This window comes from Onishia niordana (assembly GCF_004798965.1).
Classification (GTDB): domain Bacteria; phylum Pseudomonadota; class Gammaproteobacteria; order Pseudomonadales; family Halomonadaceae; genus Onishia; species Onishia niordana.
Genome location: NZ_SDSD01000130.1, coordinates 1 through 252, shown reverse-complemented (window position 1 = coordinate 252; position 252 = coordinate 1). Strand labels below are relative to the sequence as shown.

Here is a 252-nt window from a genome sequence, read left to right as displayed (position 1 = left end):
AAAATTTATTATAGGAAACCCCTGCTGAGCAAGTCAAACCAAGCTCAATAAAAATATCATGCTGTATAAGTTTCGCCACTTTGATTGCACTTGTTGATCCAATCTTATTTCGCGTAACATCCAGATAAGCTTCATCAATGGATGCCGCTTCTACTTCATCGGTATAACGATTAAAAATTTCCCGAACTTGTTCTGAAATGGCACGATACTTTTCATAATTTCCACTGATAAAAACAGCTTGTGGACAGAGTT

The 252-nt window shown here is 36.5% G+C and carries 1 protein-coding gene; it reads right to left on the bottom strand.

The window, feature by feature from the left end; all coding sequences use genetic code 11:
• Positions 1–252: Y-family DNA polymerase (locus tag ETC27_RS18210; RefSeq protein ID WP_500690367.1), on the bottom strand; the 252-nt coding region annotated here is incomplete at both ends.